The following is a 25,452-nucleotide window of genomic DNA, read 5'->3' on the forward strand; positions in this document are numbered from 1 at the left end:
CGAGATTCCGGGTTCTCGCTTCGCGAGCCCCGGAATGACGGCTTCGCCGTCACTTCTTATCCCGGAAATACGGCTCCACGGGGCCATGCACCTTGATGGTCAGCGGGTTGCCGTAGCGGTCCTTGGCGTTGCCGGCGGTGACGCGGACCCAGCCTTCGCTGATGCAGTACTCCTCGACATTGGTCTTCTCGACGCCCTTGAAGCGGATGCCGACGTCGCGCGCCAGGATGTCCGCGTTGTAATAGGGGCTGTTCGGGTCGACCGACAGGCGGTCGGGAAATTCGTCGCTCATGATTGTCTCGCTCATAACAGGGTCTCGATTTGCTGCCGCAATCCTTCGGGCCGGGCGGTCGGCGCGTAGCGCGCGATCACCTTGCCGGCACGGTCCACCAGGAACTTTGTGAAATTCCACTTGATGGAGGCGCCCAGCAGGCCGGATTGCTGGCGTTTCAGGTACTCGTACAGAGGATGTGCGTTGCTTCCGTTGACGTCGATCTTCTCGAACAGGGGAAAGGTGACGTCGTAATTGGTCGAGCAGAACGCCTGGATCTCGCTCGCCTGCCCCGGCTCCTGCGCGCCGAACTGGTTGCAGGGAAAGCCCAGCACCGAGAAGCCGCGCGGGGAGAGATCGCGATAGAGATCCTCGAGGCCGCGATATTGCGGCGTGAAGCCGCATTTGCTCGCGGTGTTGACGATCAACAGCACCTGCCCTTCGAAACGGCGCATCGGCACTTCGTCGCCGAGAAGCGAGTTGGCCTTGAAGTCGTAGATCGCAGACATCGCTAACCCACGGGATCGATCGGCGACGGCGGCACGCCGCCAGCCTCGATCGCTTCGCCTGCGAGCAGGCAGAGGTCCTCGCGGTAGCGGCCGGACACGATGTGCACGCCAACGGGGGCCTTGCCGACAAGGCCGGTGGAGACCACGAGGCCCGGAAGCCCCATGAAGGGCGTTGCGATCTGCGGCATCTGCGCCTCCCAGACGCGTTCAAAGGATGCCGCGTCCTTGCGGTCGAGATGATCCGGGAACGGCAGCTCGCCGGAGACCGGCGTCAGCACCACGGCATATTTTTCAAAGAACAGCATCCAGTCGCGCGTCAGCGTGGCGCGGCGGGTCAGCGCCTGCGCGTAATTCGCCTGGTCCATCGGCGTGACCTTGGCGCGGTTGCCGCGCAGGCAGGCCAGCGCACCGGGATCGCCCTCTCGCTCGGCCATTTCCAGCTGCGCCTCATAGGCATCACCGAGCCAGAGTTTTCGTTGCCACTCGACCGCCTCGCGCATCGGAGGCGTATTCTCGATCGTCTCGACGGTCCAGCCCGCGCGCTCGAGCCGCTTGCCGGCGTCGATCACCGCGGCCTTCACTTCCGGCGTGGTCGCGAGACCGTCCGGGTTGAGGCAGAGCGCGGCGCGCTTCTCGCGCGCCGGGCCTTCCAGCGGCGCCGGCACGAACCAGGGGTCGCGGATGTCGCGGGCCGCCATCGCTTCGAGCGAGATCCTGAGATCGTTGACGGTACGCGCGAGCGGACCCGACACCGCCATGATCTGCGGCCCGATCGGGCGCTCGGGCAGCGCCGGGTTGAAGGCGGGGATTCGGCCCAAAGTCGGGCGCAGGCCGTGCACGCCGCAGGCATAGGCGGGATAGCGGATCGAGCCCGCGATGTCGGTGCCGTGGGCGATATGGCCGATGCCGGCCGCGACCGCCGAGCCGGCGCCGCCGGACGAGCCGCCGGGGGTCAGCGAGGCGTCGCGGGGGTTCTTGGTGTCGCCATGGACCAGGTTGGTGGTGAACCAGCGATAGGAGAAGGCCGGGCAATTGGTGCGCCCAAGGAGAATGGCGCCGGCCTTACGGAAATTGGCGACCACCGGATTGTCCTCGCGCGCGATCAGGTCGCGCTGGAGCTTCAGGCCGTTGGTGGTGGCAAAGCCCTCCTGGTCGACATTGGCCTTGATGGTGACGGGCACGCCGGCGAGCACGCCGGGGTCCTCCCCCCGGCCAATGGCGACATCGACGGCGTCGGCCTGCTTGAGCACGTCCTCCGGCCGGTGGTCGATCACGGCGTTGAGCGCGGGATTGACCGCATCCAGCCGGGCGAGACCGGCCTTGGCGGCCTCCCGGGCGGAAACCTTCCTGGATTTGACGAGGGTGGCGAGGTCGGCGGCCGACAGGCGCCAGAGATCTTGCATGGCTTGCTCCGTATGACCGGCGTCTTTTAGCGCCGGGAACGCGGCAAAGCCATGCGGATTTCGCAGGGAGGAAGAGCGGGTTAGTGCCGCGTCGCCGACTGGTCCGGCATGTCCAGCAGCGCCTCGCTGAAGGGAAACTCCAGCACGATCTCGCCCTCGACGTCGGTCACCTCGATGACGGCCTCGAGCAGCGCCGGTTGGGCGCCCTCCGATTTCACCACTTCGAGGATCATCTGGCGGGCGACCTCCCAGGCGCGATCGGGGTTGCGCAGGTCCTCTCCGTCAGGATCCACGATCAGTTCGTCGCCGATGCGGGTGTTGAAGAAGTATCTGGGCATCACGAAGGTCCACTTGGGTCGCCTGTACCGGATTGACGGCTGCACTGCACTCACAACTGCTTTATCAGGACAGGGTTCGCGACCGAATGCGCCGAGCGCAAGGCAGCATCACAGTAACCGATGTTCCACCTCATTTTCGCGGCGCAACATGGCTTTCTCGGGAAGATTTCACTAGCGAACTTTTCCGCCCGCAGTAATTTAACCGTGGGCGATATGTCCGAAGTCGCAATATGGAGAGCCGAAATGGCCTGGAAAGCCCCGAAGATCGTCGAAGTGCCCTGTGGCATGGAAATCAACATGTATGTGAGCGCCACCCGCAAGTAAGCGGTTGGTGAGTTTGCGTTCTGCGCAGGTGGATCTTTCGGTCACGATCGGTTTCCGGAAGATACGAAACTTGTCGGCAGCTGTGTCGGCCTGAGATCCACCTCGCGACGTTCCCTCCAGGAGACGTCTAATGCTTCGCGTCGTCGTCCTGGGCGCCGGGGCCGGCGGCGGAGTCCCGCAATGGAACTGCGGGTGTGAGGGCTGCCGGGCGGCCCGTGAAAACGGCCAGGAGCTTCAGAGAACCCAGGCCTCGGTCGCTTTCAGCGGCGACGGTGAGCATTGGTTCCTGATCAACGCGTCCCCCGATCTTCGTCAGCAATTGAATGCCACGCCGCAACTGCATCCCAGGGCCGGCGCGCTGCGCCATACGCCTGTCGCAGGCGTGATCCTGACCAACAGCGAAGTGGATGCGGTGGCCGGGCTGCTCTCGATGCGCGAGGGCTCGCCTTTCACGGTCTATGCGCATGAGAAGGTGCTGGCGATCCTGAAGAGCAACAGCATCTTCAACGTGCTGAACGAGAAGAACGTGCGGCGCCAGCCGATCGGAATCAGCGAGCCGTTCGAGCCACGGCTCGTCGACGGCACGCGCTCGGGACTCGAGGTGCTGCCCTTCGCGGTGCCCGGCAAGTCGGCCTGGTATCTGGAAGGCAAGGCGCATCCGGGCGGCGAGACCGGCGACGGCGATACGCTCGGTCTGAAGATCACCGACAAGTCCACCGGCAAGTGCTTCTACTTCATCGCCGCCTGCGCCGAGGTCACCGACGCGCTGAAGGCCGAGATCGACGGCGCCGCCCTGGTGTTCTTCGACGGCACGGTCTGGCAGGACGACGAGATGATCAGGGCCGGGCTCGGCCACAAGACCGGCAAGAGCATGGGCCATGTCGCGATGTCCGGCGACGACGGCGCGATCGCGCGGCTCGCCGACCTCGATATCGACAGGAAGATATTTCTGCATATCAATAACTCGAATCCGGCACTGCTGCCCGGCTCAATCGAGCGCAAGACTGCCGAACAGGCGGGCTGGCAGATACCCGCCGACGGAACGGAGATCGTGCTGTGAATGCCGCGTCACTGACTGGAATGACTGCGCTCTCGATCGGCAAGGACTTGAAGCTCACCAGCGCCGATGAGCTGGAGGCGACGCTGCGCCATATCGGGGCGACGCGCTATCACAGCCTGCATCCGTTCCATAAGCTGCTGCACGGCGGCAAGCTCAACAAGGGTCAGGTGCAGGCCTGGGCGCTGAACCGCTACTATTACCAGAGCACGATCCCGATCAAGGACGCTGTGGTGATCTCGCGCTTCCGCGACCGCGCCACGCGGCTGGAATGGCGTCACCGCATCGAGGACCATGACGGCGACGTCGGCAGCGAGGGCGGCATCGAGCGCTGGCTGAAGCTGACCGAGGGTCTCGGCCTCGACACGGCCTATGTGGAATCGACCGAAGGCATCCTGCCGGCGACGCGCTTCGCGGTGGAGGCTTACGTCCACTACTGCCGCGAGAAGAGCCCGCTGGAGGCGATCGCTTCCTCGCTCACCGAGCTGTTCGCGCCGAACCTGCACGAAGAGCGCATCTCCGGCATGCTGGAGCATTACGACTTCGTCAATCCTGATATCATGAGCTACTTCAAGCGCCGCCTTGCGCAGGCGCCGCGCGATGCCGGATTCGCGCTCGACTATGTCAAGGCGCATGCAACGACGCCGGAGCAACGCGCCCAGGTGTGCAACGCGCTGATCTTCAAGACCAACGTGCTGTGGGTGCAGCTCGATGCGCTCCAGCACGCCTATGTCGAGGGCAACATTCCGCCGGGCGCCTTCGTGCCCAAATCGAGCTGAGGATCGTAGCGATGGCCGGGCCGCGTCATATCAGCGTCAGCGAGGCAAGCCGCCCCGTGCTACCGCGGCATGCCAAGCTGAAATACGACGAGACGCGCAAGGTCTGGGTGATCCTGGCGCCGGAACGGGTGCTGGCGCCGGACGAGATCGCGGTCGAGGTCCTGCAGCTCTGCAATGGTGAACGCAGCGTCGGCGACGTGTCCGATCAGCTGGCCGCGAAATACGCAGCGCCCCGCGAGGCGATCCTGGCCGACGTCATCGTCATGCTGCAGGATCTCGCCGACAAGGGCTTCCTCACGGAGGCCCGGGAGAAGACGTCATGAGCGATGTGCTCGGCAACCCGGTCATCCCGCCCGACGCCAGCGATAGCCTCGCGGTGCTGGAGAAGCAGCGCTCGACGGCGGAGACGTTTGGTATTCCGCTCGCGGTGCTACTCGAGATCACGCATCGGTGCCCGCTGCAATGCCCCTATTGCTCCAACCCGGTCGAGCTCGACCGCTCGGGCAAGGAGCTGACCACCGAGGAGTGGAAGAAGGTGTTGAGCGAGCTCGCCGAGATCGGCGTGCTCCAGGTCCATTTCTCCGGCGGCGAGCCGACGGCGCGCAAGGACCTCGTCGAGCTGGTCAACCATGCCAGCGACGTCGGCCTCTACACCAATCTGATCACCTCGGCCGTGCTGCTGACGCGCGAGCGGCTCAGCGAGCTTGCGGACGCTGGCCTCTGCCACGTGCAGATCTCTTTCCAGGGCGTCGAAGAGGGCCTCGCCGATCGCGTCGCCGGCTACAAGAACGGTCACCGCAAGAAGCTCGAGGTCGCAAAGTGGACGCGCGAGCTCGACCTGCCGCTGACCGTGAACGCGGTGATGCATCGCCAGAATCTGCACCAGCTCCCCGACATCATCCAGATGTCGATCGATCTCGACGCCGACCGGCTCGAGGTCGCCAATGTGCAATACTACGGCTGGGCGCTGAAGAACCGCGCCGCGCTGATGCCGACGGTCGCGCAGTTAGATGAGTGCACGCGCATCGTCGAGGAGGCGCGCGAGCGCCTCAAGGGCACGCTCGCGATCGACTACGTGGTTCCCGATTACTACGCGCTGCGGCCGAAGAAGTGCATGGGCGGCTGGGGCCGGCAGTTCTTCAACATCTCGCCCGCCGGCAAGGTGCTGCCCTGCCACGCCGCCGAAAGCATCACCGGGCTCGACTTCGAATCCGTGCGCTCCAACCATTCGATCGCCTGGATCTGGCAGAACTCGGACGCCTTCAACCGCTATCGCGGCACCGGCTGGATGAAGGAGCCGTGCAAGACCTGCGAATTCCGCGAGATCGATTTCGGCGGCTGCCGCTGCCAGGCCTTTGCGCTGACGGGTGACGCCGCCAACACCGATCCGGCCTGCGCGCTGTCGCCGCTGCACGAAACCATCTTCAAGCAGGCCGAACGCGAGGCCGAGGGCGAGACGAACCGCTTCCTCTATCGCAACTTCGCCGGCGGCACTCTGGAATCCGAGAATGGCGCCTGACGCCGACGCAGGCACATCCGTAAAACGTGCCGATCCTTTCGCCCCGCTGACCTCCGACATGCTCGATGTCGGCGACGGCCATGAGCTCTATGTCGAGAGCGTCGGCCGTGCCGACGGCATCCCCGCGATCTATCTGCACGGCGGACCCGGCAGCGGTTGCCAGCCCGACCATCGCAAGCTGTTCGATCCCGAGCGCTTCTGCGCCGTGCTGTTCGACCAGCGCGGCTGCGGCCGCAGCCGCCCGAAGGGATCGCGCGAGCACAACACGACGGCGCATCTGATCGCGGACATGGAGAAGATCCGCGAGAATTTTGGCTTCGAGCGCTGGATGGTGGTGGGTGGCTCCTGGGGCGCGACGCTGGCGCTGGCGTATGCGCAGGCGCATCCCGAGCGCGTCTCCGGCATTGCGCTGCGCGCGACCTTCCTGGGAACGCGGGCCGAAGTGGAGACGGCCTTCACGTCGCGCCTGTCACAGTTCTATCCCGCGCTCTACGAGGATTTTCTGAGCGTGCTGCCCCTGGAGGAGCGCGCGCATCCAATCGACGCCTATTGGCGCCGCATCCTCGATGCCGATCCGGCCGTGCACGGACCCGCCGCGCGCGCCTGGCACGACACCGAGCGCGCCTTGTCGGAGCACAAGGCGGCAAAGACGCGGCTGGATCTTGCCTCGCTGAACGTCTGGCGCACGCTGCCTGCGACGCCGTTCATGGAAGCGCATTATTTCGTCAACAATTCCTTCATGAGCGAAGACCAGTTGTTGCGAAACGCAGGCCGGCTCGAAGGCATTCCCGGCATCATCGTGCAGGGCCGCTACGATCTGTTGTGCCCTCCTGAGACATCCGAGCGGCTAGCGAAGGTTTGGCCCGGTTCCGAGATTCGGATCGTGGAAGAAGCCGGACATTCGCTCTATGATACCGGCGTGCGGGACGCGGTCATGAAGTCGATCGCGGACCTTGCATCGAAAGTCGCGCGCTAGCATCTGCCTCCTCATCCTGAGGAGCACTCCAAAGGAGTGCGTCTCGAAGGATGAAGGGCCGAGATGCTGCAGCGGGGCCTTCATGGTTCACCCGGCGATACGTAGCATCGTCCGGATGCTCACCATGCGGGTCAGCATGGGAAGGACAACAAGAAAATGCCGCTCGCCGGGCAAGGCATGCTGCTGACGTCGATGAATATCGATGCTCCAGAGGAAGCCGATTTCAACCGCTGGTACGATCGCGAACATCTGGAAGAGCGCGTCGCGATCGAGGGATTCCTGGAGGCGCGGCGCTATGTCGCGCATGCCGCCAATCCCAAATATCTCTCGCTGTACTCGACCGAAACGCTCGATGTGCTCGACAGCCCCGCCTACCGGACGCGGCTCGCCAACCAGACCGAATGGTCGCGGCGGAGCATGGCGCATTTCAAGGACATGCTGCGCGTGGTCGCGCGCATCACCATCAGCAAGGGCACCGGCCGCGGCGCGGCGCTCGGCCTCGTGCGGCTGCGGCCGACGCCGGACAACGCGAGCGCATGGCGTGATGCACTGCAAGAAAAGCTGGCACCGCAGGACCGCGAAGGCATCATCTCGATGCATCTGCTCGAAAGCGAGGCGGAATTGTCGGGCGCAACGGCGGATATTCCGGCGGTGCGCAACGAGGGCGCGCGCGACTGGTTCGTGCTGATCGACGGCACGCATGTCGGCGCGGTCTCCGCTGTCATCGCCGAACGCTTCACCGGTCCCGCTGCATCGCCCTTCCCGCTGCCCATCTCCGTCGGCACTTATTCGCTGATGTGGGACCTCGCGAAGAGCGATATCGCGCCCAGCTAAAGCAGCTACCCGCAGCGCAACATATTGCATCGCACGCAGCTTGCGCGCGGCCCTAATGCTGTACGCGCGCAGCTCCCATGAAAGCGGGGAAGCGCGAAAATTTGCCGTTGTACTTCGGAACGGTTCTAATAAGCTAACCCAATGACGTCATTCATAAACCAGATCGACGCGCGTTAGCGTTCGGCAAGCTCAAGAAAAGGCCGCGGGGTCTTTGGGCCTGCGCGGACAGGGTAGGAATGAAACCGACCGATATCGCGGCCCCCGACTACTTTCACAAAGTGGTCGATTGCCAGTGGGCCTGTCCTGCACACACCCCGGTTCCCGAATACATCCGACTGATCGCACAAGGCCGCTACAGCGACGCCTACATGATCAACTGGAAATCGAACGTGTTTCCCGGAATTCTGGGACGCACCTGCGATCGTCCATGCGAGCCCGCGTGCCGCCGCGGACGCGTCGAGGAAACGCCGGTAGCGATCTGCCGCCTGAAGCGCGTTGCCGCTGACTTCAAGGACGACATCAAGCAGCGCCTGCCGCGTCCCGCGCCGAAGAACGGCAAGCGCGTTGCGTTCGTCGGCGGTGGTCCCGCGTCGCTGACGGTGGCGCGCGATCTCGCGCCGCTCGGCTATCACTGCACCGTGTTCGACGGAGATCCCGAAGCCGGCGGCATGATGCGCTCGCAGATCCCGAAATTTCGCCTGCCCAATTCGGTCATCGACGAGGAGACCGGCTACATCCTGGGTCTCGGCGTCGACTTCAAAGGCGGCCACCGCATCGACAGCATGAAGGCGCTGCTCGCGGAAAAATACGACGCGATCTTCGTCGGCTCGGGCGCGCCGCGCGGCCGCGAACTCGACATTCCCGGTCGCAAGGAAGCAGCCGCCAATATCCATATCGGCATCGAGTGGCTGGCCAACGTGTCGTTCGGCCATGTCGACAAGATCGGCAAGCGCGTGATCGTGCTGGGCGGCGGCAACACCGCGATGGACTGCTGCCGCACCGCGCGCCGCCTCGGCGGCGAGAGCGTCAAGGTGGTCGTTCGCTCCGGCTTCGAGGAGATGAAGGCCTCGCCCTGGGAGAAGGAAGACGCGCTCCATGAGGACATTCCGATCCTCAATTACATGGTCCCGGTCGCTTTCAAGCACGTCGCCGGCAAGCTGATCGGCGTCAGCTTCCAGAAGGTGAAGGCCGAATACGACGCCAAGGGCCGCCGCAACCTGGTGCCCTCGGGCGAACCGGACGAGACGATCGCCTGCGACGACGTGCTGGTCGCGGTCGGCCAGGAGAACGCCTTCCCCTGGATCGAGCAGGATTGCGGCATCGAGTTCGACAAATGGCACATGCCCAAGGTCGATCCCGCGACCTTCGTCTCGACCAATCCAAAAGTGTTTTTCGGCGGCGACGCCGCGTTCGGGCCGAAGAACATCATCTGGGCGGTCGCGCACGGCCACGACGCAGCGCTCTCGATCCACAAGATGCTCTCAGGCGAGGACATCACCGAGCGGCCGTTGCCGGAGGTGCACGTCTCCTCGCAGAAGATGGGCATCCACGAATGGAGCTATGACAACGACATCTCCAACGACAAGCGCTTCAAGGTGCCGCATCGCGACAAGGTGATCGCGCTGAAGGACATCCGCGCCGAGGTCGAGCTTGGCTACGACGTCAAGCTGGCGCTGGGCGAAGCCGAGCGCTGCCTGAACTGCGACGTCCAGACCGTGTTCTCGACCTCGCTCTGCATCGAGTGCGATGCCTGCGCCGATATCTGCCCGATGGATTGCATCACCTTCACTGACAACGGTGAGGAAGACGATCTGCGCCATCGCCTGAAGGCGCCCTCGCCGCATCCGGACCAGGATCTTTACGTCTCGTCTGATCTCAAGACCGGGCGCGTGATGGTCAAGGACGAGGACGTCTGCCTGCATTGCGGGCTATGCGCCGAGCGTTGTCCCACCGGTGCCTGGGACATGCAGAAATATTTGATCGAGATGACTCACGCAGGTTCGACATGTCCGACAAAAAGCCGCTCAGCAGCGTAAACGACTTCGTCGTCCGCTTCGCCAACGTCAACGGCTCGGGTTCGGCCAGCGCCAACGAGATGTTCGCGCGCGCGATCCTGCGTCATGGCGTTCCGGTCTCTCCCCGCAACATCTTCCCCTCCAACATCCAGGGCCTGCCGACCTGGTACGAGGTGCGGGTGACCGAAGATGGCCATCTCGGCGCCCGCGGCGGCGTCGACATGATGGTGGCGATGAACCCGCAGACCTGGGACAAGGACGTCGCCGGCATCGAGCCGGGCGGCTATCTGTTCTACGATTCAACCAAGCCGATGCCGTCAACCAAATTCCGCGACGACATCACCGTGATCGGCGTGCCGCTCACCGCGATCACCAACTCGACCTACACCGATCCGCGCCAGCGCCAGCTGTTCAAGAACATCATCTATCTCGGCGCGCTCAGTGCGCTGCTCGACATGGACCCGAAGCTGATCGAGCAGCTGATCGGCGAGCAGTACAAGGGCAAGGAGAAGCTCTTGTCCTCCAACGTCCATGCGCTGCACCTTGGCCGCGACTGGGCGCTCCAGAATTTGAAATGCCCGATCGGGCTGCGGGTGAAGAAATCCGACAAGGTCGGCGACCGCATCTTCATCGAGGGCAACAGCGCCGCCGCACTCGGCGCCGTCTATGGCGGCGCCACGGTGTGCGCGTGGTATCCGATCACGCCGTCCTCGTCGGTGGCAGAGGCTTTCACCGCCCACTGCAAGAAGTTCCGGCACGACCCTGAGACCGGCAAGGCGAAATACGCGATCGTGCAGGGCGAGGACGAACTGGCTTCGATCGGCATCGTCATTGGCGCGTCCTGGAACGGCGCCCGCGCCTTCACCGCGACCTCCGGCCCCGGCATCTCCCTGATGACCGAGTTCATCGGCCTTTCCTATTTTGCCGAGATCCCGGCCGTGATCATGAACATCCAGCGCGCCGGCCCCTCGACGGGCATGCCGACCCGCACCCAGCAATGCGACATCATCGCCTGCGCCTACGCTTCGCATGGCGACACCAAGCATGTCCTGCTGTTCCCGGAAGATCCGGCCGAGGCCTTCGAGTTCGCGGCCGCCGCGTTCGACCTTGCCGAGCGGCTCCAGACCACGATCTTCCTGATGCTCGATCTCGACATCGGCATGAACCACCGCCTCTGCCGCCCGCTGAAGTGGGACGACGCGAAACAGTATGACCGCGGCAAGGTGATGACCGAGGAGATGCTGGAGGAAGGTCGCGACTTCGGCCGCTATCTCGACGTCGACGGCGACGGCATTCCCTATCGCACCTATCCCGGCACGCATCCGACCAGGGGCTCGTACTTCACCCGCGGCACCTCGCGTGACCGCTATGCGCGCTACTCCGAGGAAGGCTCGGTCTATGCCGACAACATGCAACGCCTCGTGCGCAAGTTCGAGACGGCGCAGGACCTGGTGCCACGTCCGCTGCAAGCCAATGCGGAACGGCCGACCAAATACGGCGTGATCTATTTCGGCTCGACTTCACCTGCGATGGACGAGGCGATCGGCCTGCTCGAAGCACGCGGGCACCAACTCGACCGGATGCGCATCCGTGCCTTCCCGTTCCACTCGAGCGTGGCGAGCTTCCTCGCCGAGCACGATTTCGTCTACGTGGTCGAACAGAACCGCGACGCCCAGCTCCGTCAGCTCATCGTCAACGAGAACGGCATCGACCCTGTGCGCCTCGTGCCGATCGTGCACTATGACGGCACCCCGATCACCGCCCGATTCATCGCAAAAGCCATTGGCGACCACCAGGATCACCTCAAGGTGACCCCGCTCCGCAAGGCCGTGTCATGACCTACATTGCAAAGCCGAAATTCCATCATCCGGGCCTCAAGAAGAACGAGCTCGGCTACACGCATCGCGACTACGAGGGCAAGATCTCGACGCTGTGCGCCGGCTGCGGCCACGATTCGATCACCGCCTCGATCATCGAGGCCTGCTACGAGCTCTCGATCGAACCGCACCGGGTCGCGAAGATCTCCGGCATCGGCTGCTCGTCGAAGACGCCCGACTATTTCCTCGGCAATTCGCACGGCTTCAACTCGGTGCACGGCCGCATGCCCAGCGTGCTGACCGGCGCCAACCTCGCCAACCGCGATTTGATCTATCTCGGCGTCTCCGGCGACGGCGATTCCGCCTCGATCGGCTTCGGCCAGTTCGCGCACTCGATCCGGCGCGGCGTCAACATGACCTATATCGTCGAGAACAACGGCGTCTACGGCCTGACCAAGGGCCAGTTCTCGGCCACCGCCGACCGCGGCTCGAAGTCCAAGAAGGGCGTCACCAACACCGACAACGCGATCGATCTCGTCGCGATCGCGCTGCAACTCGGCGCCACCTTCGTCGCGCGCTCGTTCTCCGGCGACAAGGCCCAGCTCGTGCCGCTGATCGCCGCCGCGATCCGCCACAAGGGCGCGTCCTTCATCGACGTCATCAGCCCCTGCATCGCCTTCAACAACCACGCCGGCTCGACCAAGAGCTTCGACTATGTGCGCGAGCACAACGACGCGGTGAACCGGCTCGACGTGCTGGTCGGCCGCGATCCCATCGCCGTCGATTACGCGCCGGGAACGGTGCAAATGGTCGAGCAGCACGACGGCAGCAAGATCGCGCTGCGCAAGATCGACGCCGACTACGACCCGCACGACCGGCTCGGCGCGCAGACCTTCCTCGCGAGGCATGCCGCCAAGGGACAGATCGTCACCGGTCTGCTCTACGTCGATCCTGACGCGGAGGACCTGCACGAGCATCTCAACACGGTCGAGACGCCGCTCAACACGCTGGAGGCGGACACGCTGTGTCCGGGCTCGGCAGTGCTGGACAAGATCAACGCCAGCCTGCGGTGAGGAATCCGTAGGGTGGACAAAGGCGCGCTTGCGCCGTGCCCACGAGCTGTCCCCGTAAGCGACTTTGGTGGGCACGCTTCCGCTTTGCCCACCCTACGGCACTGCCCGTGCCGCAAGGAACGCGTCGCCTCAACCGACCCGCTCGGGCTGAGCCTCGGGCGCCGGCGCGGCCTCGTCCGCCTGGACCGGGCGTCCGGCACCCCAATATTGCTTGCAAGTCGCGAGCAATGTTTCGGTGTCCATGGTCAGGCCGCCCGCATTGACGATCACGCTGTCAGTGCCAAGCGCCTTGTTCAGCAGCGCCAAGGCCTGCGTGGCAAATCCTCCGGAGAATCGCTGGGCGATGAGGGGATCGACCTTGAGCACGACGAATTTCTGCGTGCGCTGCTCCCAGAGGAACACCTTCCGCACGGCACTCCAGGCGATGGTCTCGCCGGCGAGCCTGGTGTCGCGAATGCCGACACGGCTGATGAAGACCACGGGCTGCCTGGCCGTGATCAGCCTCCAGAGCATCCTGCAGCTGGCAAGGCCGAAAAACACCGCACCGACATAGCAGATGGCGACCTGGGGCGTGGTGATGTTCTGGCCTTGCTGCCAACTATGCGCAAGCCCGGCGCAGAGCAGCGTCAGCAGCAGGCTGCCGCCGAAGAGCATCAGCAGCCGGGCCCGGGAATAGCCGATCGCGAGATTGGGCAGGTTCTGACTTTCGGACATTTTTCACCGCCTCCAGCCATTTGCGACAACCTGGGGTCACTCCGCGCCCCCTCCTGTGCAAGGGTTAAGCCTGGAACCTTGCGCGAGGCTGCCGGAGGAAGTGCAGATGAACGCACGGTGTGCGGCTTGCGACTAACCGGCAAAAGGCCCCCCACCCGCCCGGTGCGGGCCCGTCAACGGCCAAAATGCCCGGTGTGATCATGAAGCTTGCCGTCATCCTTCCGCTTGCCCTCGTGGCTTTCATCGGCGTCGCCCGGGCCGAGGAAGCCGACGATATCCGCGAGGCGAGCAAGGCCGAGGCCGAGACCTTCAACGCGCGGATGTATGCCGGACCGCCCGGCAGCAAGGCCTATGCCTGCTTCGTCCGCCGCTACGATGCCGCGCATCTGGCGCGGCATCCGAAGCAGAAGGTCGCTTCGATGAAGCTGCTGGTCTCGGGGGAGACCTACGAAGCAGACATGCAGCTGCACAACTCCTTCCGGATTGGCTTCCAATACCGCCACCGCAGCGGCGATTTCGACTCTAGCGGCTCTTGTCACCACACCGTGCTGACCAAGGACGGCAGCGAGGTGCGCCTCGGCTGCGGCGTCGATTGCGAGGGCGGCGGCCTCGGTATTGCGCTGTCGAAGGACGACAAATCTGCCATCGTGCGGCTGGAAAGCATCAGGGTCTGGCTGCACAACAAGGCGACTGAAGCCGACGACCGGGCCCTGGTCGCCGGCAGCGATGATGGGATTTTCCGCCTCGAGCGGACTGACAACAGCGAGTGTGCTGCGCTTGCATACGACCGCAAGGAACTCGCCGTGCTCCGCCACAAGTGATATGCGTCCGGCAAAGTCATTGCTTGCGCATGATCTTTTCGGAAAACCGCGTCACACTTTTCCGGATCATGCTTGGGGGAGATCGTCATGAACCGCCGGAACATCTTGTGGAGCACCGTCTCGGCGCTGGGCGCGGCGTTTGCCGCCTCGCGCGCCAAAGCTGCCACTGAAAAGGCTGCGATTGAAACCACCAGGTCGGACAAGCTGAAGGTCGTCTATCACCTCGCCGACGCCGAGAAGGTCAATTTCGTGCTCGGCAACATCCAGAACCATCTCGACGGTGTCGGCGGTCCCGATCATGTGACGATCGCGCTGGTGATCCACGGGCTGGCGCTGAAGGCATTTCACCGGGCGCAGGCCAATCCCGATGTCAGCAAGCGTGTCGGCGATTTCTCGAAGAACGGCGTCGAGCTCGCGGCGTGCGGCAACACGATGAAGGCGCAGAGCGTCACGCTGGCGGATTTGCTGCCGGGGTTTGTCAGCGCGGAGAAGGGCGGCGTGGTCCGTTTGGCCGAGTTGCAGTCGCAGGGTTATCTGTATCTGCGGCCTTAGGCGCTGAAGTTTTCCGTTCCCCCGCTTGACTTACCCATAACTCTACGGTTATGGGTTAATCCATAACTTATGGATTATGGATTTCGCATGTCCGCCGCGCACGATCTTCTGTTCAGGACGCTCGCCGACCCCACCCGGAGGGCGATCTTCGAGCGGCTGTGCCGGGAGGGCGAGCAGACGGTCGGGGCACTGACGGCGCGATCCGGCGTTTCCCAGCCGGCGGTCTCGAAACATCTCGGCGCGCTCAAGCTCGCCGGGCTGGTGCGCGACCGCCATGAAGGACGCCAGACCCATTACAGCGCGCAGCCCGGCGCGCTCAATCCGCTGATCGACTGGACCGGCCAGATGGCCGGCTTCTGGCAGAACCGGCTCGATGCCCTCGACGATCTCCTGAAGAGGATGGACCAATGACTGAAGCAGCAACCGAAACACGTTCCGTCGTCGTCGAGCGCGAATTTGCCTTTCCCGCCGAGCGGATCTGGCGCGCGCTGACGCAGCCGCATCTGATCGAGGAATGGCTGATGAAGAACGACTTCAAGCCATCGGTCGGTCATCGCTTCAATCTTCGCGGCGAATGGGGCGGCGTGCTGGACTGCGAGGTGCTCACCATCGAGCCGCAGCGCGCGCTCGCCTATACCTGGAATTTCTCGCATGAGGACGCGGCGTTCGATCTGAAGAGCGTCGTGACCTTCACGCTGACCCCGACGAGCGCAGGCACGCATTTGCGCGTCGAGCAGGCCGGTTTCAGCCCGACGCAGAAGCAGGCCTATGGCGGCGCGCATGCCGGGTGGAAGCAGTTTTTCGCCAAGCTGGACGAAGTGCTGGCGCGGGCTGAATAGCTCGCTCGCCGAGATTCATTCGATCATCTCAAGAGGAGGTTTCATTGACCGGGAACATGTGGGTTCGGCAGATCCATCGCTGGCTGTCCATCGCTTTCACGCTCGCCGTCATCGCGAACATTGTTGCCCTGACGCTGCAAATCCAGGCCACGTGGATCGGGCTGCTGGCATTCGTCCCGCTGATTCCGCTGCTCGCGACCGGGCTCTACATGTTCGCGCTGCCCTATGTCAGCCGCCGCAGCGGCGCGCGGCAAGAGGCGTGATCATGAAGAAGGCTGTGACCGCGAAGACAAGCAGCACGACGAAGACGGACGGCGCTTCGCCGTCCAGGCTGATCGACGGCAGGATCAAGGAGCTCGGCGACTGGCGCGGCGAAATGCTGGGGCGAATCCGCGGCCTGATCAAGCAGGCCGATCCCGATGTCGTCGAGGAGTGGAAATGGCGCGGCGTTCCCGTCTGGGAGCATGACGGCATCATCTGCACCGGCGAGACCTACAAGGCCGTCGTGAAGCTGACGTTTGCCAAGGGTGCGGCGCTGGACGATCCGGCCGGCCTGTTCAATTCGAGCCTCGAGGGAAATGTTCGGCGCGCGATCGACATTCGCGAAGGCGAAAAGATCAACGAGAAGGCGTTGAAGGCGCTTATTCGCGCGGCGATAGACCTTAACGCGTCCAAGGCCAGGAAGAAGCCCGCAAAGCGTTCGGCGTAGACGGGCCTCAGGCCACCGCCGGGATCGGACGCGGGCTCACGACATATTCGCGCAAGACCTTGTCGTTGGCATCGACCTCGATCAGCGAGACGTCGTAGGTCCAGAGATCGGCGAGGTGCTGGAGCACGCGTTTGGCGTCGGTCTCGTTGAGCTGCGAGCCCTTGATGACGCGGTGATGCAGGACCAGCCGGCGGTCGCCGGAGAGATCGACATCGACCACCTCGATATTGGCGTCGATGTAGCCGACGTCGTGCTGCCGGGCCAGCTCGCGGCGGACGCGGCGGAAGCCGCGCTCGTCGTGGATGGCATCGACCCGGATGCCGGCGCGCTCTTCGGGATCGTCGTGCAGATGGAACATGCGGAGTTGCCGCATCAGTTTCGGGCTCAGGAACTGGGCGATGAAGCTTTCGTCGCGGTAATTGGCCCAGACGTCGCGCAGCACGCCCATGACGTCGTTCTTGCCGGCGATATCAGGGAACCACTCGCGGTCCTCGTCCGACGGATTGGTGACGATACGCTCGATGTCCTGCATCATGGCAAAGCCAAGCGCATAGGGGTTGAAGCCGGAGAAGCGCTGATCGTCGAATTCAGGCTGGAACACCACGTTGGTGTGCGATCCCAGGAATTCGAGGAAGTTGCCGTCGCTGATGCGGCCCTGCTGATGCAGCTGGGTCATGATGCGATAGTGGACGTAGGTTGCCGTCCCCTCGTTCATCACCTTGGTCTGGCTCTGCGGATAGAAATATTGCGCGATGTGGCGGACGATACGCAGGAGCTCGCGCTGCCAGGGCGCCAGCCGCGGCGCACTCTTCTCCAGGAAGTAGAGCAGGTTTTCCTGCGGCAGGCCGAGCAGCTTGCGGCGCCGCTCGACGCTGAGCACAGCGCGGGTCTTGCTCTTCCCGGCCGGCACGGTGCGCCAGAGGTCGTTGAAAACCTCCTCTTCGTGCTGGCGGCGGCGCCCTGCCCGCTTCTCCTCGGCGCGCAGGTCCAGCGTCTTCTTGCCGGGATAGCGGTCGATGCCGTGCGACATCAGCGCATGCGCGGCGTCGAGCGTGCGCTCGACCTCGGTGCGGCCGTAACGATCCTCGCACTGCATGACGTAGTTCTTGGCGAAATCCAGGTAGTCGAGAATGCCTTCCGCATCGGTCCACTGCTTGAACAGGTAATTGTTCTTGAAGAAGTGGTTATGACCGAACGCGGCGTGCGCGATCACCAGCGTCTGCATCGTCGCCGTGTTCTCCTCCATGAGGTAGGAGATGCAGGGCGAGGAGTTGATCACGATCTCATAGGCGAGGCCCATCAGGCCCTTGCGGTACGACGCCTCGTGATACGCAAAATGCTTGCCGAACGACCAGTGCTTGTAGAACAGCGGCATGCCGACGGACGAGTAGGCATCCAGCATCTGCTCGGCCGTGATCACCTCGATCTGGTTCGGATAGACGTCGAGCCCGAGATCCTTCAATGCCACCTCCTCGCAGGCATCGGTGATGCGCTGCAAGGTGTGGAAATCCCAATCGGCGCCTTCGAACAAGCGTTCCGTCATGGAGCGGCTTTCTCCTGAGCAGTTTCGCGGCGCTGGAACAGATCGTGGAACACCGGGAAGATCTCGCTGCGCTCGCTGACCTTGCGCATCGAGAGTGGTGCGCCGCTGTTGCGCAGGCGATCGTAGAGGGTCCAGAGCGAGGAGTCGGAGAGATCGAAGGCGCTGCCGCCGGACTCCCCGACCTCGAGATAGGCGAAGAACTGGCAGACCGGCAGGATCTTGTCGGTCAGCAGCATGCCCGTGAGCTCGCCGTCGGAATAGGAATTGTCGCCGTCGGAGGCTTGCGCGGCGTAGATGTTCCAGTCCGACGGGTTGAAGCGCTCCCGCACGATCTCGTGCATCGCGTGGAGCGCGCTGGAGACCAGCGTGCCGCCCGAGGCCGGGCCGTAGAAGAAGGTCTGCTCGTCCACCTCCTCGGCGCGGTCGGTGTGGCGGATGAAGACGATCTCGACATGCTTGTAGCGGCGCTTCAGGAACACGTAGAGCAGCATGTAGAAACGCTTGGCCAGATCCTTCATGTGCTCGGACATCGAGCCGGACACGTCCATCAGGCAGAACATCACCGCCTGCGCGACGGGCTTGGGCACGGTCTCGAAGCGGCGATAGCGGATGTCCAGGGGATCGATGAAGGGAATCCGCTTGGTCTTCGCCATCAGCTTTTCGAGCTGGGCGAGCAGCACCACACGCTCGTCCTCGTCGGTGCAGGCCGCGATCGCGGCTTCCAGCTCCTCGATCTCCTCCTTGCGCGGACGCTTGAGCGCGATGCGGCGCGCAAGCGCGAGCTTCACTGTCCGGCTCACGGAGATGTTGGCGGGCGAGCCGGAGGTGGTGTAGCCGGCGCGCTGGATGCCCTCGCTCTCGGTCTGCGCGATCTTGCGCTTGGCAAGATCGGGCAGTTCGAGGTCGTCGAGGAAGAGATCGACGAACTCGTCGCGGGAGAGGACGAAGCGGAAAGCGTCCTCGCTGTCCCCTTCGCCAGGACCGGAATCCTTGGCGCTGCCCTGGCCGGAGCGCTGGAGATAGTCGCCCTCGATGAACTTCTTGTTCCCGGGCAATACCATGTCGCGCGTTCCGCCTTCACGGCGGAAACGCGGCTCGTGCATGCCGTCGAGCGGTATGGTGACCTCACCACCCTCCAGGACGTCCTTGATGTCGCGTTCCTGCGAGGTCTTCTTGACGGCGCCCTGCACCAGGGATTTGGCCCGACGCAAGAACCGCTGCCGGTTCTCGAGACTCTTGCCGCCTGGATTCAGGCGCCTGTCAATAATGTGAATCGGCACTTTTTCATCCGCCTCAACCGGCCTGCTTCACACGCATGTACCATTCGACGAGCCGGCGAACCTGACGCTCGGTGTAGCCGCGCTCCACCATGCGTGCGACGAACTCGCCGTGTTTCTTCTCCGTCTCGCCGTCCTTCTTCGACCCGAAGGAGATGACCGGAAGCAGGTCCTCGACCTGGGAGAATATCCGCTTTTCGATCACGTCGCGAATCTTCTCGTAGGACGTCCAGGTCGGATTTTTGCCACCGTTCTGGGCCCGCGAACGTAACGAGAATTTGACGACCTCGTTGCGGAAGTCCTTGGGGTTGGCGATCCCCGCCGGCTTCTCGATTTTCGTCAATTCCTGGTTCAAAAGCTCGCGATCGAGCAGCTGGCCGGTGTCGGGATCCTTGAAGTCCTGGTCCTCGATCCAGGCATCGGCGTAGTCGACGTAGCGGTCGAACAGGTTCTGCCCGTAATCCGAGTAGGATTCGAGATAAGCCTTCTGGATCTCGTTTCCAATGAACTCGGCGTAGCGCGGCGCCAGATCCGCCTTGATGAATTCGAGATAGCGCTTCTCGACTTCCTCCGTGAGCTGCTCGCGGCGGATCGACTGTTCCAGCGCGTACATCAGGTGCACGGCGTCGGCGGCAACTTCCTGCGGATCATGGTTGAAGGTCGCAGCCAGGATCTTGAAGGCAAAGCGCGTGGAGACGCCGTCCATGCCTTCGTCGACGCCGGCGGCATCGCGGTATTCCTGAACGCTGCGGGCCTTCGGATCGGATTCCTTCAGGCTTTCGCCATCATAAACCCGCATCTTGGCAAACACCGTGGAATTCTCGTGCTTGCGCAGGCGCGACATCACCGAGAACCGCGCCAGCGTCTCCAGCGTCGAGGGCGCGCAAGGCGCGGACGCGAGCTCCGAGCCCTGGATCAGCTTCTCGTAGATCTTCTGCTCCTCCGTGATCCGCAGGCAATAAGGCACCTTGATCACGCAGATGCGGTCGATGAAGGCCTCGTTGTTCTTGTTGGCCTTGAAGCTCGACCACTCGGCTTCGTTCGAGTGCGCGAGGATCACGCCGGTGAAGGGGATCGCGCCGATATTCTCGGTGCCGATGTAGTTGCCTTCCTGCGTTGCGGTCAGCAACGGATGCAGCATCTTGATCGGCGCCTTGAACATCTCGACGAATTCGAGGATGCCCTGGTTGGCGCGGTTGAGGCCGCCCGAATAGCTGTAGGCGTCGGGGTCGTTCTGCGCGTAGGTCTCGAGCTTGCGGATGTCGACCTTGCCGACCAGCGAGGAGATGTCCTGGTTGTTCTCGTCGCCCGGCTCGGTCTTGGAGACTGCGATCTGGCGCAGCCGCGACGGCTGGATCTTGGCGACGCGGAATTGCGAGATATCGCCACCAAAGGCTTCGAGCCGCTTGTAGCACCACGGACTCATCAAGCCCGTGAGACGCCGGCGCGGAATGCCGTACTTCTCCTCGAGCATCGGCCCGAGATGATCTGGATCGAACAGGCTGAGCGGGCTTTCGAACACGGGCGAGAGTTCATCGCCGGCCTTGAGCACGTAGATCGGCTGCACTTCCATCAGCGACTTGAGCCGCTCGGCGAGCGAGGATTTGCCGCCGCCGACCGGGCCGAGCAGATAGAGGATCTGCTTGCGCTCTTCGAGACCTTGCGCGGCGTGACGGAAGAAACCAACGATGCGTTCGATGGTTTCTTCCATGCCGTAGAAGCCGGCGAAGGCTGGATAGGTCCGGATGGTGCGGTTCAAAAAAATACGGCCAAGGCGTGGGTCCTTGGCCGTGTCAATCGTCTGGGGGTCACCGATGGCTGCTAGCAATCGCTCGGCCGCGTTCGCATATTTCATGGGATCGCTTCGACACGATTCCAGGTACTCCGCCATCGACATGTCGTGTTGGCTTCTCGCCTCGAACGACTTAGCGAAAGCGTTGAATAGAGAATCGTTATACATGATCCCTCTCCGCGTGAGTTCCGCTACAAGCTGAAACGAAAGCAGTTACCGGACCGTTCCTCAGGCCATTTCGAATCAGCGTGAGCACATGACGATCATTGGACACCCGGGCGCCGATACCACGCAACGCACAACGTAGGCACTCGTTGAGTTACGAACAGGCACATGCCTGTAATTTGTGCGAATCTGTAGCTATCTTCGCTCATTTCCAGAAAATGTCACTTGGTCGCAACATCCGGGCATTACCGGGGATGGGCCCATCCGGCACTGCAACATGGAGCGATCTGCGAGCGGCAATCTTATGACGCTTGTACGGCGAAGCCTTGCGTGCCGCGTTCATCTTCCTGCTGCAATGCAGTGCGCGCGGCGCTCGCAGCATGGCAATCGCGGCAAGCGCGCAGCAGTGTATCAAAATCGGTCGCCAAACCCTCCGAGCGGATGACAATCCGTTCATTCTGCCGATCGTCCTGCGCGCGGCGCGCCAAGCTTCGGGCGGCGCAGAGCTGCCGCTGCAAGGCCGGCGTCAGCGTCAGCACGATCGACTTGTGCCCGCGGCATTCCTCAGCCGAAATCTCCGCAATCGAGTCCCACAGCAGAAATTCATTGCCGATGCGGAGGTCGCGGATGCCATAGGGGGTGACGATCACCACCGGTCCCCGTTCGGCGGGCAGCAGCCAGATCAGCCGGCTGGTCACCAGGCCGAACAGCACGACGCCGGCATAGCCGATCGTCGTATCGTAGTCGCCGAGACCATCCCACCAGTCGAAGACAAGGGTCGCACTGAAAAGGGTCATCGCGAAGCCCGCCGCGACCAGCAGCCGCAGCTGGGTCGTACATGGACTGATTTCGAGGTCGTGGGACGCGTCGATGCATACGGCCGGCGCGACCGACTGCGGGCTGTCGGCGACAGCGAGCGTGCGGCCGTTATGATGTGCGTGCATGCTTTTCCCCAGCATGGCCATTCGCGGCCGAGCGACGATGTATCAGGCGGACCAGGATCCGCTGATGACACTCCACGCAACCATGGGCTGACGAGACGAAGCGGCTGACGTTACGCGACGAGACCTTGGCGAGCTCTTCCAGCCAACGACTTTTTACGCAGCACGGCTACTTCCGCCTGGATCGCCATGATCGCGACGGAGTTACACTGGAGGGTATGACGCCTATGCCCTTGATTGGTTCCCTCCCGGGAGCATGTAAGCTAGAGGATAGCGCGTCAGGACCGGCGCGGAAACCCCTCGCCCGTAGGCTTGGAGATAAATAAGCATCATGAATCCCGTCAAAGAACTGGAAAAGCACGGACAAGCCGTCTGGCTGGACTTCCTGGCCCGCGGCTTCATCGCCAAGGGCGATCTGAAGCGGCTGATCGACACCGACGGCGTCAAGGGCGTCACCTCCAATCCGTCGATCTTCGAGAAGGCGATCGGCAGCTCGGACGAGTATGACGCCCCGATCGGCAAGGCGCTGAAGCGCGGCGACCGGACCGTGGCGGACCTGTTCGAGGCCGTCGCGATCGAGGACATCCAGAGCGCCGCCGACGTGCTCCGCCCGGTCTATGACCGCCTCCAGGGAGGCGACGGCTATGTCAGCCTGGAAGTCTCGCCCTATCTGGCGATGGACACCGCCGGCACGGTCGCCGAGGCGCGGCGTCTCTGGAAGGACGTTGGTCGCAAGAACCTGATGGTGAAGGTGCCGGCGACGCCGGAGGGCCTGCCGGCGATCGAGCAGCTGATCGGCGACGGCATCAGCATCAACATCACGCTCTTGTTCTCCCGGGACGTCTACCTTCAGGTCGCCGAGGCCTATCTCGCCGGCCTGGAAAAATATGTCGCCGGCGGCGGCGCCCCGTCGCACGTGGCGAGCGTCGCGAGCTTCTTCGTCAGCCGCATCGACTCGGTCGTCGACAAGCAGCTCGACGAGAAGATCGCCCGCGCCAACGATCCATCCGAGAAGGAACGGCTCGCCGCACTGAAGGGCAAGGTCGCAATCGCCAACGCCAAGGTCGCCTACCAGGATTACAAGCGCCTGTTTTCCGGCCCGCGCTGGGACAAGCTCGCCGCCAAGGGCGCCAAGCCGCAGCGGATGCTGTGGGCCTCCACCGGCACCAAGAACAAGGACTACAGCGACGTCCTCTATGTCGAGGAGCTGATCGGCCCCGACACCATCAACACCGTGCCGCCGGCGACGCTCGACGCGTTCCGCGACCACGGCAAGCCGCGCGACAGCCTGGAAGAGAATGTCGACGACGCAAGGCGCGTGCTGGAAGAGCTGGAGCGCTCCGGCGTCTCGCTCGATGCGATCACCGAGGAGCTCGTCAAGGACGGCGTCAAGCAGTTCGCCGATGCCGCCGACAAGCTCTACGGTGCGGTCGCCCACAAGCGCGCGACCGTGCTTGGCCCCGCGATCGACCGCCAGCATCTCTCGCTCGGCGACGGTCTCGGCAAGGCCGTGGCCAAGAGCACCGAGGAATGGCGCGCGTCGGCAAAGATCCGCAGGCTGTGGCAGCGCGACAAATCGGTCTGGACCGGCACTGACGAGGACAAATGGCTCGGCTGGCTCGACAGCGCGGCAAAGGCCGACGTCGCCGACTATGAGGACTATGCGAGCCGCGTGAAGGGCCAAAAATTCTCCGACGCCGTCGTCCTCGGCATGGGCGGATCGAGCCTTGGCCCTGAGGTGCTCGCCGAGACCTTCGGGAAAAAGCCCGGCTTCCCGAAGCTGCACGTTCTTGACTCCACCGATCCGACGCAGGTGCGGGCAATGGAGGACAAGATCGACATCGCCAACACCGTGTTCATCGTCTCCAGCAAATCCGGCGGCACCACCGAACCGAACGCGATGAAGGACTATTTCCACGAGCGCGTCGCGCAGGCGCTCGGCCCGAAGGCCAAGACCGGCTTCCGCTTCATCGCGGTCACCGATCCCGGCTCGTCGCTTGAGAAGGCGGCGAAGGAGCTGAACTACGCCCGCACCTTCCATGGCGAGCCGTCGATCGGCGGACGCTACTCCGTGCTCTCGCCGTTCGGCCTGGTGCCGGCGGCGACCGCGGGCATCGACGTCAAGACCTTCCTCAAGCATGCGCTGGCGATGGCCCGCTCCTGCGGCCCGGACGTGCCGCCGAGTGAGAACCCGGGCGTGCAGCTCGGCCTTGCCATGGGCCTCGCCGGCCTCGAAGGCCGCGACAAGGTGACGATCCTGTCGTCGAAGAAGATCGCCGATTTCGACGCCTGGGCCGAGCAGCTCATCGCGGAATCCACCGGCAAGGAAGGCAAGGGCCTGATCCCGATTGCCGGCGAGCCGCTGGGCGATCCCTCGGTCTACGGCAATGACCGCTTCTTCATCGACATCCGCACCGAGGGCGAGGCGGACGCCGCGCACGACTCGGCGCTCGCGGGGATCGAAGCGGCCGGCCATCCGGTGGTCCGCATCGTCATGAAGTCGATCGACCATCTCGGCCAGGAATTCTTCCGCTTCGAGATGGCAACCGCCGTGGCAGGCTCGATCCTCGGCATCAACCCGTTCGACCAGCCGGACGTGGAAGCGGCCAAGATCAAGACCCGCGAGCTCACCGCGTCGTTCGAGAAGACCGGCACACTGCCGGCCGAGCAGCCGGTGGTCAGCACCGATGAGGCCGACCTCTACACCGACGAAGCCAACGCCACGGCGCTGCGCGCCGCGGGCGCCAACGGCGACCTTACCTCGTGGCTGAGGGCGCATCTGTCGCGCTCCAACCATGGCGATTATGTCGCCCTGCTAGGCTACATCGCGCGCGACAAGGCGACGATCGACGCACTCCAGACGATGCGTCTGGAAGTGCGCGAGAAGCGCCACGTCGCGACCTGCGCCGAGTTCGGGCCGCGCTTCCTGCACTCGACGGGGCAGGCCTACAAGGGAGGGCCCGACAGCGGCGTGTTCCTCCAGATCACCGCCGACGATGCCAAGGACCTTGCGGTGCCGGGCCAGAAGGCGAGCTTCGGCGTCATCAAGGCGGCGCAGGCGCGCGGCGACTTCGACGTGCTCACCGAGCGCGGCCGGCGCGCGCTCCGGGTGCACCTGAAGGGCGGGCTCAAGAAAGGTCTCGCGACGCTCAATGCGGCGCTCAACGATGCACTGAATTAAGGG

At 63.7% G+C, this 25,452-nt stretch carries 26 protein-coding genes; 17 read left to right on the forward strand and 9 right to left on the reverse strand.

Going from position 1 to position 25,452, the window contains the following annotated elements; genetic code table 11:
• Positions 1–49: 49 nt before the first annotated feature.
• The 4 genes from NLM25_RS36135 to NLM25_RS36150 all read right to left on the reverse strand — a co-directional run bounded on the left by NLM25_RS36135 (position 50) and on the right by NLM25_RS36150 (position 2,521).
• Entirely contained in the window at positions 50–307 is a 258-nt protein-coding gene (locus NLM25_RS36135) for a DUF3297 family protein (RefSeq protein ID WP_100231941.1), read from the reverse strand.
• Complete coding sequence (locus tag NLM25_RS36140) at positions 304–780, reverse strand: glutathione peroxidase (protein WP_254122620.1); 477 nt, start codon at positions 778–780, stop codon at positions 304–306. The genes NLM25_RS36135 and NLM25_RS36140 overlap by 4 nt, the downstream gene beginning before the upstream one ends.
• A 2-nt stretch (positions 781–782) precedes the next feature.
• Positions 783–2,183: an amidase family protein gene (locus NLM25_RS36145; protein ID WP_254140068.1), complete on the reverse strand. Its 1,401-nt coding sequence runs from the start codon at positions 2,181–2,183 to the stop codon at positions 783–785.
• 80 nt (positions 2,184–2,263) lie between these two features.
• A complete protein-coding gene (locus tag NLM25_RS36150; protein ID WP_254122622.1) occupies positions 2,264–2,521 on the reverse strand; it encodes a DUF6894 family protein in 258 nt (85 codons plus the stop codon).
• Positions 2,522–2,764: 243 nt separating this feature from the next.
• On the opposite strand from NLM25_RS36150, the gene pqqA reads away from it, so the two are divergent.
• The 10 genes from pqqA (at position 2,765) to NLM25_RS36200 (ending at position 12,915) form a co-directional block, all read left to right on the forward strand.
• Positions 2,765–2,845, forward strand: a complete 81-nt coding sequence (gene pqqA, locus NLM25_RS36155) for a pyrroloquinoline quinone precursor peptide PqqA (RefSeq protein ID WP_007595659.1) — start codon at positions 2,765–2,767, stop codon at positions 2,843–2,845.
• Between the two features lie 130 nt (positions 2,846–2,975).
• The gene (gene pqqB / locus NLM25_RS36160; RefSeq protein WP_254140069.1) at positions 2,976–3,905 is read left to right on the forward strand and encodes a pyrroloquinoline quinone biosynthesis protein PqqB; all 930 of its coding nucleotides are present in this window, start codon (positions 2,976–2,978) and stop codon (positions 3,903–3,905) included.
• On the forward strand, positions 3,902–4,681 hold the full coding sequence (pqqC, locus tag NLM25_RS36165; RefSeq protein WP_254140070.1) for a pyrroloquinoline-quinone synthase PqqC: 780 nt from the start codon (positions 3,902–3,904) through the stop codon (positions 4,679–4,681). The genes pqqB and pqqC overlap by 4 nt, the downstream gene beginning before the upstream one ends.
• A gap of 11 nt (positions 4,682–4,692) precedes the next feature.
• On the forward strand, positions 4,693–5,004 hold the full coding sequence (gene pqqD / locus NLM25_RS36170) for a pyrroloquinoline quinone biosynthesis peptide chaperone PqqD (RefSeq protein ID WP_143841421.1): 312 nt from the start codon (positions 4,693–4,695) through the stop codon (positions 5,002–5,004).
• Positions 5,001–6,200: a pyrroloquinoline quinone biosynthesis protein PqqE gene (gene pqqE, locus NLM25_RS36175; protein WP_254140071.1), complete on the forward strand. Its 1,200-nt coding sequence runs from the start codon at positions 5,001–5,003 to the stop codon at positions 6,198–6,200. The genes pqqD and pqqE overlap by 4 nt, the downstream gene beginning before the upstream one ends.
• Positions 6,190–7,176, forward strand: a complete 987-nt coding sequence (gene pip / locus NLM25_RS36180) for a prolyl aminopeptidase (RefSeq protein ID WP_254140072.1) — start codon at positions 6,190–6,192, stop codon at positions 7,174–7,176. The genes pqqE and pip overlap by 11 nt, the downstream gene beginning before the upstream one ends.
• A gap of 156 nt (positions 7,177–7,332) precedes the next feature.
• A complete protein-coding gene (locus NLM25_RS36185; protein WP_254140073.1) occupies positions 7,333–8,010 on the forward strand; it encodes a DUF4286 family protein in 678 nt (225 codons plus the stop codon).
• Between the two features lie 236 nt (positions 8,011–8,246).
• Positions 8,247–10,046 carry an FAD-dependent oxidoreductase gene (locus NLM25_RS36190; RefSeq protein WP_254122628.1) on the forward strand — a complete coding sequence of 600 codons (1,800 nt, stop codon included), beginning with the start codon at positions 8,247–8,249 and terminating at the stop codon, positions 10,044–10,046.
• Entirely contained in the window at positions 10,016–11,863 is a 1,848-nt protein-coding gene (locus NLM25_RS36195; RefSeq protein WP_254122629.1) for a 2-oxoacid:acceptor oxidoreductase subunit alpha, read from the forward strand. The genes NLM25_RS36190 and NLM25_RS36195 overlap by 31 nt, the downstream gene beginning before the upstream one ends.
• Positions 11,860–12,915, forward strand: a complete 1,056-nt coding sequence (locus NLM25_RS36200; protein WP_254122630.1) for a 2-oxoacid:ferredoxin oxidoreductase subunit beta — start codon at positions 11,860–11,862, stop codon at positions 12,913–12,915. The genes NLM25_RS36195 and NLM25_RS36200 overlap by 4 nt, the downstream gene beginning before the upstream one ends.
• Positions 12,916–13,044: 129 nt before the next feature.
• Here the strand turns inward: NLM25_RS36200 and NLM25_RS36205 are convergent, their stop codons facing one another.
• Complete coding sequence (locus NLM25_RS36205; protein ID WP_254140074.1) at positions 13,045–13,629, reverse strand: STM3941 family protein; 585 nt, start codon at positions 13,627–13,629, stop codon at positions 13,045–13,047.
• A 200-nt stretch (positions 13,630–13,829) separates the two neighbouring features.
• Here NLM25_RS36205 and NLM25_RS36210 point away from each other — a divergent pair, with 200 nt between their 5' ends.
• The 6 genes from NLM25_RS36210 to NLM25_RS36235 all read left to right on the forward strand — a co-directional run bounded on the left by NLM25_RS36210 (position 13,830) and on the right by NLM25_RS36235 (position 16,550).
• A complete protein-coding gene (locus NLM25_RS36210; protein WP_254140075.1) occupies positions 13,830–14,450 on the forward strand; it encodes a hypothetical protein in 621 nt (206 codons plus the stop codon).
• An 87-nt stretch (positions 14,451–14,537) separates the two neighbouring features.
• Entirely contained in the window at positions 14,538–15,002 is a 465-nt protein-coding gene (locus tag NLM25_RS36215) for a DsrE family protein (RefSeq protein ID WP_254140076.1), read from the forward strand.
• An 87-nt stretch (positions 15,003–15,089) separates the two neighbouring features.
• Entirely contained in the window at positions 15,090–15,413 is a 324-nt protein-coding gene (locus tag NLM25_RS36220) for a helix-turn-helix transcriptional regulator (protein ID WP_254122634.1), read from the forward strand.
• The gene (locus tag NLM25_RS36225) at positions 15,410–15,841 is read left to right on the forward strand and encodes an SRPBCC domain-containing protein (protein ID WP_254122635.1); all 432 of its coding nucleotides are present in this window, start codon (positions 15,410–15,412) and stop codon (positions 15,839–15,841) included. The genes NLM25_RS36220 and NLM25_RS36225 overlap by 4 nt, the downstream gene beginning before the upstream one ends.
• A 44-nt stretch (positions 15,842–15,885) precedes the next feature.
• Positions 15,886–16,104 carry a hypothetical protein gene (locus NLM25_RS36230; protein WP_071910157.1) on the forward strand — a complete coding sequence of 73 codons (219 nt, stop codon included), beginning with the start codon at positions 15,886–15,888 and terminating at the stop codon, positions 16,102–16,104.
• A 2-nt stretch (positions 16,105–16,106) separates the two neighbouring features.
• A complete protein-coding gene (locus tag NLM25_RS36235) occupies positions 16,107–16,550 on the forward strand; it encodes a DUF1801 domain-containing protein (RefSeq protein ID WP_254140077.1) in 444 nt (147 codons plus the stop codon).
• Between the two features lie 7 nt (positions 16,551–16,557).
• Here NLM25_RS36235 and NLM25_RS36240 read toward each other — a convergent pair whose 3' ends face one another.
• The 4 genes from NLM25_RS36240 to NLM25_RS36255 all read right to left on the reverse strand — a co-directional run bounded on the left by NLM25_RS36240 (position 16,558) and on the right by NLM25_RS36255 (position 22,292).
• Positions 16,558–18,093, reverse strand: coding sequence for a SpoVR family protein (locus NLM25_RS36240; RefSeq protein WP_254140078.1), 1,536 nt, complete (start codon positions 18,091–18,093; stop codon positions 16,558–16,560).
• Entirely contained in the window at positions 18,090–19,367 is a 1,278-nt protein-coding gene (locus NLM25_RS36245) for a YeaH/YhbH family protein (RefSeq protein ID WP_254124590.1), read from the reverse strand. Before NLM25_RS36245 ends, NLM25_RS36240 begins: the two co-directional genes overlap by 4 nt.
• A 19-nt stretch (positions 19,368–19,386) precedes the next feature.
• Positions 19,387–21,330 (reverse strand): PrkA family serine protein kinase, encoded by a 1,944-nt coding sequence (locus NLM25_RS36250; RefSeq protein WP_254122638.1) that lies wholly within the window; start codon positions 21,328–21,330, stop codon positions 19,387–19,389.
• A gap of 299 nt (positions 21,331–21,629) precedes the next feature.
• Positions 21,630–22,292 (reverse strand): STM3941 family protein, encoded by a 663-nt coding sequence (locus NLM25_RS36255; protein WP_254140079.1) that lies wholly within the window; start codon positions 22,290–22,292, stop codon positions 21,630–21,632.
• A gap of 307 nt (positions 22,293–22,599) precedes the next feature.
• Here NLM25_RS36255 and NLM25_RS36260 point away from each other — a divergent pair, with 307 nt between their 5' ends.
• A complete protein-coding gene (locus NLM25_RS36260) occupies positions 22,600–25,449 on the forward strand; it encodes a bifunctional transaldolase/phosoglucose isomerase (protein ID WP_254140080.1) in 2,850 nt (949 codons plus the stop codon).
• Positions 25,450–25,452: the final 3 nt, after the last annotated feature.

This window comes from Bradyrhizobium sp. CCGB01 (assembly GCF_024199795.1).
Classification (GTDB): Bacteria; Pseudomonadota; Alphaproteobacteria; order Rhizobiales; family Xanthobacteraceae; genus Bradyrhizobium.

Excerpts from the sequence above, each read along its gene's own strand:
- NLM25_RS36135 (WP_100231941.1), bottom strand. The coding sequence starts at position 307 with ATGAGCGAGACAATCATGAGCGACGAATTTCCCGACCGCCTGTCGGTC.
- NLM25_RS36140 (WP_254122620.1), bottom strand. The coding sequence starts at position 780 with ATGTCTGCGATCTACGACTTCAAGGCCAACTCGCTTCTCGGCGACGAA.
- NLM25_RS36145 (WP_254140068.1), bottom strand. The coding sequence starts at position 2,183 with ATGCAAGATCTCTGGCGCCTGTCGGCCGCCGACCTCGCCACCCTCGTC.
- NLM25_RS36150 (WP_254122622.1), bottom strand. The coding sequence starts at position 2,521 with ATGCCCAGATACTTCTTCAACACCCGCATCGGCGACGAACTGATCGTG.
- pqqA (WP_007595659.1), top strand. The coding sequence starts at position 2,765 with ATGGCCTGGAAAGCCCCGAAGATCGTCGAAGTGCCCTGTGGCATGGAA.
- pqqB (WP_254140069.1), top strand. The coding sequence starts at position 2,976 with ATGCTTCGCGTCGTCGTCCTGGGCGCCGGGGCCGGCGGCGGAGTCCCG.
- pqqD (WP_143841421.1), top strand. The coding sequence starts at position 4,693 with ATGGCCGGGCCGCGTCATATCAGCGTCAGCGAGGCAAGCCGCCCCGTG.
- pqqE (WP_254140071.1), top strand. The coding sequence starts at position 5,001 with ATGAGCGATGTGCTCGGCAACCCGGTCATCCCGCCCGACGCCAGCGAT.
- pip (WP_254140072.1), top strand. The coding sequence starts at position 6,190 with ATGGCGCCTGACGCCGACGCAGGCACATCCGTAAAACGTGCCGATCCT.
- NLM25_RS36185 (WP_254140073.1), top strand. The coding sequence starts at position 7,333 with ATGCCGCTCGCCGGGCAAGGCATGCTGCTGACGTCGATGAATATCGAT.
- NLM25_RS36190 (WP_254122628.1), top strand. The coding sequence starts at position 8,247 with ATGAAACCGACCGATATCGCGGCCCCCGACTACTTTCACAAAGTGGTC.
- NLM25_RS36195 (WP_254122629.1), top strand. The coding sequence starts at position 10,016 with ATGTCCGACAAAAAGCCGCTCAGCAGCGTAAACGACTTCGTCGTCCGC.
- NLM25_RS36200 (WP_254122630.1), top strand. The coding sequence starts at position 11,860 with ATGACCTACATTGCAAAGCCGAAATTCCATCATCCGGGCCTCAAGAAG.
- NLM25_RS36205 (WP_254140074.1), bottom strand. The coding sequence starts at position 13,629 with ATGTCCGAAAGTCAGAACCTGCCCAATCTCGCGATCGGCTATTCCCGG.
- NLM25_RS36210 (WP_254140075.1), top strand. The coding sequence starts at position 13,830 with ATGAAGCTTGCCGTCATCCTTCCGCTTGCCCTCGTGGCTTTCATCGGC.
- NLM25_RS36215 (WP_254140076.1), top strand. The coding sequence starts at position 14,538 with ATGAACCGCCGGAACATCTTGTGGAGCACCGTCTCGGCGCTGGGCGCG.
- NLM25_RS36220 (WP_254122634.1), top strand. The coding sequence starts at position 15,090 with ATGTCCGCCGCGCACGATCTTCTGTTCAGGACGCTCGCCGACCCCACC.
- NLM25_RS36225 (WP_254122635.1), top strand. The coding sequence starts at position 15,410 with ATGACTGAAGCAGCAACCGAAACACGTTCCGTCGTCGTCGAGCGCGAA.
- NLM25_RS36235 (WP_254140077.1), top strand. The coding sequence starts at position 16,107 with ATGAAGAAGGCTGTGACCGCGAAGACAAGCAGCACGACGAAGACGGAC.
- NLM25_RS36240 (WP_254140078.1), bottom strand. The coding sequence starts at position 18,093 with ATGACGGAACGCTTGTTCGAAGGCGCCGATTGGGATTTCCACACCTTG.
- NLM25_RS36250 (WP_254122638.1), bottom strand. The coding sequence starts at position 21,330 with ATGTATAACGATTCTCTATTCAACGCTTTCGCTAAGTCGTTCGAGGCG.
- NLM25_RS36255 (WP_254140079.1), bottom strand. The coding sequence starts at position 22,292 with ATGGCCATGCTGGGGAAAAGCATGCACGCACATCATAACGGCCGCACG.
- NLM25_RS36260 (WP_254140080.1), top strand. The coding sequence starts at position 22,600 with ATGAATCCCGTCAAAGAACTGGAAAAGCACGGACAAGCCGTCTGGCTG.